Source organism: Mycobacterium sp. E3298 (assembly GCF_001666895.1).
Classification (GTDB): domain Bacteria; phylum Actinomycetota; class Actinomycetes; order Mycobacteriales; family Mycobacteriaceae; genus Mycobacterium.
In genome coordinates this window covers 1-5,736 of the sequence record NZ_LZJB01000207.1, presented here as the reverse complement: position 1 = coordinate 5,736, position 5,736 = coordinate 1, and the positions used below count along the sequence as shown (strand labels likewise).

Genomic DNA, 5,736 nt, shown 5'->3' with positions numbered 1-5,736 from the left:
CCGCGGTGATGACCGCCATGAACGCCGCACCGCCGCCCACGAGCGCCAGGGCGCCGCGGCGGCTCATCGTCGCGGGCGCCGGATCCGCGGCGACCAGCCCGTCCGGCTGCCATGGTTCGGCGCGGGTCTCGGCGCGGCCGGCGCGCAGCACGTCGCGCGCTGAGATCGAGCGCAGGCCGGACCACATGGCCGGGATCTTGATCGCGATGTGCACGACGAATCCTGCGATGAACACCCAGGCGCCGAAGTAATGCGCGGTGTAGAAGCTGAAACCGAAGATGTAGTCGTACTGGATGTTCAGCACGCCCGTGACGATCTCGAACAGGATGCCGCCGACCAGCATCAGCAGCGAAACCCGTTCCAGCAGTTGGGCTATGGACCGGGCGGGCGGCCACGTGAACAGTCGCGGGATCACCGACCACAGCTTGGCCAGCACCACCGGGATCAGGATCAGCCCGAGCCCGACGTGCAACCCCTGGGTCAGCCGATACAGCCACGACGGGTTGGTGGGCCAATCGAACGTCGGCAGCTTCAGCCATCCGACGTCGCCGGGGATGGCCTGGCCGAACCGCGGCCCGTAGGCGATGTACGACAGCAGCCCCGTGATGATGACGATCGGCAGCGTGACCAGCAGCACCGACCCGAATACGGATGTCAGCCATGGTCCCCGCAGCGGGCTGCGCCAGCGCTGCGCCCGCCCGACACCGGGCGGTGGGTGCTCATCCAGGAGGCGCCACAGCCGCGCGGGAAACCCGTAGCCACCGGAATCGGTCGGCTCGGTCTCTTCGGTGCTGGAACTGTGGACGCGGCGCATCATCGATGATCATCCACGAGCGCGCGCTGGAAATGGTTCACTTCGGTGTCTGTTCTCCGGAGTGGCAACCCCGCCGACTGCTGCTAGCCCTGGACCGTTGGCCGGATGGTGATGTCGCCGATCTCGACCTCGTGCGGTTGCTCGATGGCGAACGCGATGGCCCGGGCCACCGCCGCCGACGGCAAGCCGAATTCGGTCATGTTGCGACGGATCTGAGCGCGCATCGCCGCGTCGTCGATGGAATCGTCCAATCGGGTGTCGACGAATCCGGGTGAGATCGATGTGGTCCGCACGACGCCGTCGGTGGATTCCTGGCGCAAGCCCTCCATCAGGGTGCGAACGGCGTTCTTCGAGGCGGCGTACACCGCCATGGTGGGCACGATCTTGAGCCCCGCGGTCGACACCGTCGTCACGAAATGTCCGCGCCCTTGATTTCGGAAAACCGGTAGGGCCGCGGCGATCCCGTGCAGCACTCCCCGCAGGTTGACGTCGATCATCGCCGTCCATCCGTCGACGTCGAGGCCGGACACCGGCCCGATCTTGCTGATGCCGGCGTTGCTGATCAGGACATCGAGCCGGCCGAATTCGCCGGTGGCCGTCGCGACGAGCCGCCGAAGGTCTTCGGGTCGCGAGACGTCGGTGCGGCAGGTGACGGCGGATCCGCCCCGGTCGCGTATTTCCCGTGCGATCTCATCGAGTCGCTCGGCGCGGCGCGCGCCGATGGTCACCCGGGCACCGCGCTCGGCCAGCAGCAGGGCGGTCGCCTCGCCGATCCCGCTGCTCGCCCCGGTGATGGCCACGACCTGCCCGTCGATCCCCGTCATCGCGCAAAGGCTACCCAGCGGCCCGGCGACGGCAACTCGATGAGCGCGGCGCCGAGCGTCAGTCCTTGCCCCGCGGCGGCGGCTCCACCTCGACGCCGGTGGAATCGTGTTCGGGACCCGCGGCCGGGTGTTCGGCCGGCACCCGATCGCGGGACCGGGTGCCCTCGCTCGGCCGCTCGGGGTCGGGGCGGTGCACATTGCTGTGGTACGGGCCGGGCTTGGGGCGCGGCTTCCCGCCCGGGAACGCCAAGCGGAAGATGCTGCGGTGCACCATGAACCACTGCTTGCCGAACGGACCGGAGTTGTAGGGCAGCTCGTAGCGGTCGCAGATTTCCTTGACCTGCGGCGCGATCTCGGAATACCGGCTGCTGGGCATGTCCGGGTACAGGTGATGCTCCACCTGGTAGCCGAGGTTGCCGCTGATGATGTGGAACAGCGGGCTGCCCTCGATGTTCGCGGCGCCGAGCAATTGGCGCACGTACCAGCCACCGCGGGTCTCGTTCTCGGTTTCTTCCTGCGTGAATGTGTAGGTCTGGTCCGGGAAGTGGCCGCAGAAGATGATGGCGTGGGCCCAGATGTTGCGGATGACGTTGGCCACCGCGTCGGCGCCCAGGGTGCGCAGGTACGTGCTTTCCACGCCCGGCGCCACCTTGTCGAGGAACGACGCTGCTGCGGCGACGCGGCCCTTGTTCGACACCCGGCGCAGCCGGTTGCCCAGCCGGGACCGTGCCGGCTGTTCGAGCCGGCCGCGCAGCGCGAGCTGCGTGAGCGCGAACGCACCGGCGCTGATGGCCGGCCAGCCGAGGTAGTCCTTATAGATCTGCGCGCGCGCCTTGACCCCGATGCCCCGCAGGTCCTTGCGCACCTCCGACCACGGCTTCTCGCGCTTGCGGATCGCGTCGATATCCATGTCGTGGACGGCCACTCCCCACTCGAACAGGAGCGTGAGCAGCAGGTTGTAGATCGGTTGACCCAGGTAGCGCGGTGCCCATTTCTGGTTGGGGTCGATCCGCATGATCTCGTAGCCGAGATCCTTGTCCTTGCCGAGGATGTTGGTGAAGGTGTGGTGGATGTAGTTGTGGGAGTGCTTCCAGGATTCCGCGGTGGACGCGGTGTCCCAGTCCCACACCGACGAATGGATGTCGGGGTCGTTCATCCAATCCCACTGGCCGTGCATCACGTTGTGGCCGATCTCCATGTTCTCCAAGATCTTGGCCATGGACAGGCAGGCGGTACCCAGCAGCCACGCGGTCTTCGAGCGCGATGCCAGCAGCAGGACTCGCCCTGCCACCACGATCTGCCGTTGCGCCGAGATGACGTTCTTGATGTAGCGCCGGTCGCGGTCCCCGAGGTCGGCAAACACGTCATCGTGGATGGCGTCGAATTCCTTCGCGAGCTTTTCCAATTCTTGCTCGCTCAGCCTGGAGAGTGGATTCGCTCCGGCGTTCTTTACGGCCGTTGTCACGAGCCGCTCCTTTCGATCAGAGTTCGAGTTCGACGTCGCCCTCGGCGGTGTTGATGCAGATTCGGACGTCCTGCTCGGTCGGTTCGATCACGTCACCCGAGCGCAGGTCGCGCAGCTTGCCCGACTTCAGCGTCCCGACGCAGGTATGGCAGATTCCAATGCGACAGCCGAAGGCGAGGTTGAGACCGGCCTTCTCGCCGGCCTCGAGAATCGATGTGCCACCGTCACATTCGACTTCCTTGTCGCTGTCCAGGAAGCAGACGGTGCCGCCCTCGCCGGCGTTGGCGTCGCCGCCGATCTTCGGTTGGAACCGCTCGAAATGCAGCCGGTCGCAGTCCGCGTTCTCCTTCCAGTGCTCGATCAAGGCGTCGAGCATTTCCCCCGGGCCCGAGCAGAACGCCTCGCGCTCGCGCCAGTCCGGGCACACGTCGTCCAGGTCGCCGGGTGTGAGCCGCCCCTGTTCGGAGGTGAAGCGCAGATCGAGCCGCATGCCATCGTGCCGTTTCTCGAGCTCTTCGAGCGCGGGCATAAACATCGCCTGCTCGCGGGTGCGGGCGGAGTGAATGACCACGGCGTCGCGCATCTCGTCGCGGTGGTCGAGGTCGCGCAGCATGCTGATGATCGGGGTGATGCCGCTGCCGGCGCTGATGAATAGCATCTTGTCCGGCACGGGCTCCGGCAGGGTGAACACGCCTTCGATCTCGCCGAGCCGCACCAGGTCCCCGGGCTGAATCTTGTGCACGAGATACGGCGAAACCACGCCGCCGTCGACCCGCTTCGGCGTGACGCTGATCAGCCCGTCGTCGGGCGTCGGGTCCGATGTCAGCGAATACGCACGCCAGTGGTACACGCCGTCGATGACCACGCCGAGGCGCACGTACTGACCGGGCTTGTGCCCAGGCCACTCGTAGCCGGGCCGGATCAAGACGCTGGCGGCCTCCGAGCCCTGCTGCTCGATGGCCTCGACCTTCCCGCGCAGCTCCTTGGTGGTCCACAGCGGGTTGATCATCTCGAGGTAGTCGTCCGGCTGCAGCGGGCTGAACAACCGGCGCACCGCGCGCAGGAAGAGCCGGCGCCCGCGTGGGACCTGGGGTTCAGCGCCGCGTTCCGCCATGCCGCTAGAGTACACAGTTGTATACCGAGTTTAAACGTCTGGTTTGAATTCGCTTGTCATACATTGTTTGACAGTCGCACAACGACACCACTAAAAACACACAACTGTTCACTAGTCGTGAGTGGGATTCGGTCAGGTCAGACGCAGCGACACACGTTACTGTGACGTGCCCCACCCGTGCCGCGCCCAAACATTTGTTCAGAGGATTCACAGCCAACCGGCTCAGCGCGCCGGCCATCGCCGGCGCCTATTGTTCGTTGTGTGCTGATCGGCTTCCTCCTCGCGCTGGGCTGCTCGGTCTGCTACGGCACGGCGTCGGTGCTGCAGGCGGCGGCGACCCGGTCGGTGGAAGCCGGCAGCGGCTCGGGTGTCGACACCGTGCTCCTGATGCGCGCCGCCCGGCAATGGCGGTACATCGTCGGCGTCGGCCTCGACGGCGTCGGCTTCCTCCTCCAAGTGGCGGCGTTGCGCCTGGTGCCGATTTATGTGGTCGCCGCGGCGTTGGCGGCCTCGATCGCGGTCACCGGCATCGCGTCCGCGTGGCTGTTGTCGGCGCGGCTGTCGCGCGCCGAGTGGACGGCGGTGGCCGTGGTGTGCGTGAGCCTCGTCGTGCTCGCCCTTGCGGCCGGGCCAGGGCACTTCCGGCGCGCCCCGGCGGGGCTCGGCTGGGCATTGCTGGGCGTGGTCGCCGCGATATTCCTCGCCGGCGCGGTGGCGGGCCGGCTACCGGACCGGCCGCGCGCGCTCGCGCTCGGCCTGGCGGCCGGAACCGGCTTCGGGGTCATCGAGGTGGGCGTGCGGCTGATCGAGGTGATCAACCCGACCCACCGCGCCTTCTACACCAATCCGGCGCTGTACGCGGCGGCCGCGGGCGGGGCGGCCGGTTTCTTGCTGCTGACCTCTGCGCTGCACCGCGGATCGGTGACCACGGCCGTCGCCGGGATGGTCGTCGGTGAGACCATCGCACCCGCGTTCGTCGGCGTGGTGTGGCTGGGCGACAGCGCCCGCGACGGCCTGGGCTGGCTGGTCGTCGCGGGCTTCGTGGTGGCCGTGTCCGCCACGCTCGTGCTGGCGCGCTTCGGCGAAGCGCCGCAACCGCAGGCTGAATCGGTCACCTGACTCAGGGCGTCGCGGCGGTGGTCGCCTCGTGGCCGATGGGATTCCCCGCCGCGAGACTGTAGGCCGTGCCGCGCGCCGGGCGCGTCCACAGCACGCCGCCCTCCGCGCTGATGCCCGCGGCCATCAGCGCGCGCTTGACGATCTTATTGGTCGCCGTCGTCGGCAGGCCGGCGTTGATGCGCACGTAGCGCGGCCAGGCCTTGGGCGACAGGTCCGGTTGCGCGGCAAGGAAAGCCGCGAACTCGCCGGGCCCCAGCTGCGCCCCGTCGCGCAGGACCAGGGCGGCCATTACCTGGTCACCGACCCGGTCGTCGGGCACCGCGTACACCGCGACCTGGCTGACCCCGGGCAGCCGCTCCAGGATCCGCTCGATCGGGCCGGCCGCCAGGTTCTCACCATC

At 67.9% G+C, this 5,736-nt stretch carries 4 protein-coding genes and 2 pseudogenes; 1 reads left to right on the top strand and 5 read right to left on the bottom strand.

The window, feature by feature from the left end; all coding sequences use genetic code 11:
* The 4 genes and pseudogenes from A9X05_RS09515 to A9X05_RS09500 form a co-directional block, all read right to left on the bottom strand.
* Positions 1-817, bottom strand: a pseudogene (locus A9X05_RS09515) (hypothetical protein); the annotation flags it as partial.
* Between the two features lie 80 nt (positions 818-897).
* Positions 898-1,638 carry an SDR family oxidoreductase gene (locus A9X05_RS09510; RefSeq protein WP_067780875.1) on the bottom strand — a complete coding sequence of 247 codons (741 nt, stop codon included), beginning with the start codon at positions 1,636-1,638 and terminating at the stop codon, positions 898-900.
* A 58-nt stretch (positions 1,639-1,696) separates the two neighbouring features.
* A complete protein-coding gene (locus A9X05_RS09505; protein ID WP_067780873.1) occupies positions 1,697-3,103 on the bottom strand; it encodes an acyl-CoA desaturase in 1,407 nt (468 codons plus the stop codon).
* Between the two features lie 16 nt (positions 3,104-3,119).
* Positions 3,120-4,217 (bottom strand): ferredoxin reductase, encoded by a 1,098-nt coding sequence (locus tag A9X05_RS09500; protein WP_067780868.1) that lies wholly within the window; start codon positions 4,215-4,217, stop codon positions 3,120-3,122.
* A gap of 249 nt (positions 4,218-4,466) precedes the next feature.
* On the opposite strand from A9X05_RS09500, the gene A9X05_RS09495 reads away from it, so the two are divergent.
* Positions 4,467-5,336 carry a DMT family transporter gene (locus tag A9X05_RS09495; protein ID WP_156669968.1) on the top strand — a complete coding sequence of 290 codons (870 nt, stop codon included), beginning with the start codon at positions 4,467-4,469 and terminating at the stop codon, positions 5,334-5,336.
* A 1-nt stretch (position 5,337) separates the two neighbouring features.
* Here the strand turns inward: A9X05_RS09495 and A9X05_RS09490 are convergent.
* Positions 5,338-5,736 (bottom strand): annotated as a pseudogene (locus A9X05_RS09490) (acyl-CoA synthetase); the annotation flags it as partial.

Bases quoted from the DNA above. Each gene is read 5' to 3' on its own strand.
- A9X05_RS09510 (WP_067780875.1), bottom strand. From the start codon at position 1,638: ATGACGGGGATCGACGGGCAGGTCGTGGCCATCACCGGGGCGAGCAGC.
- A9X05_RS09500 (WP_067780868.1), bottom strand. From the start codon at position 4,217: ATGGCGGAACGCGGCGCTGAACCCCAGGTCCCACGCGGGCGCCGGCTC.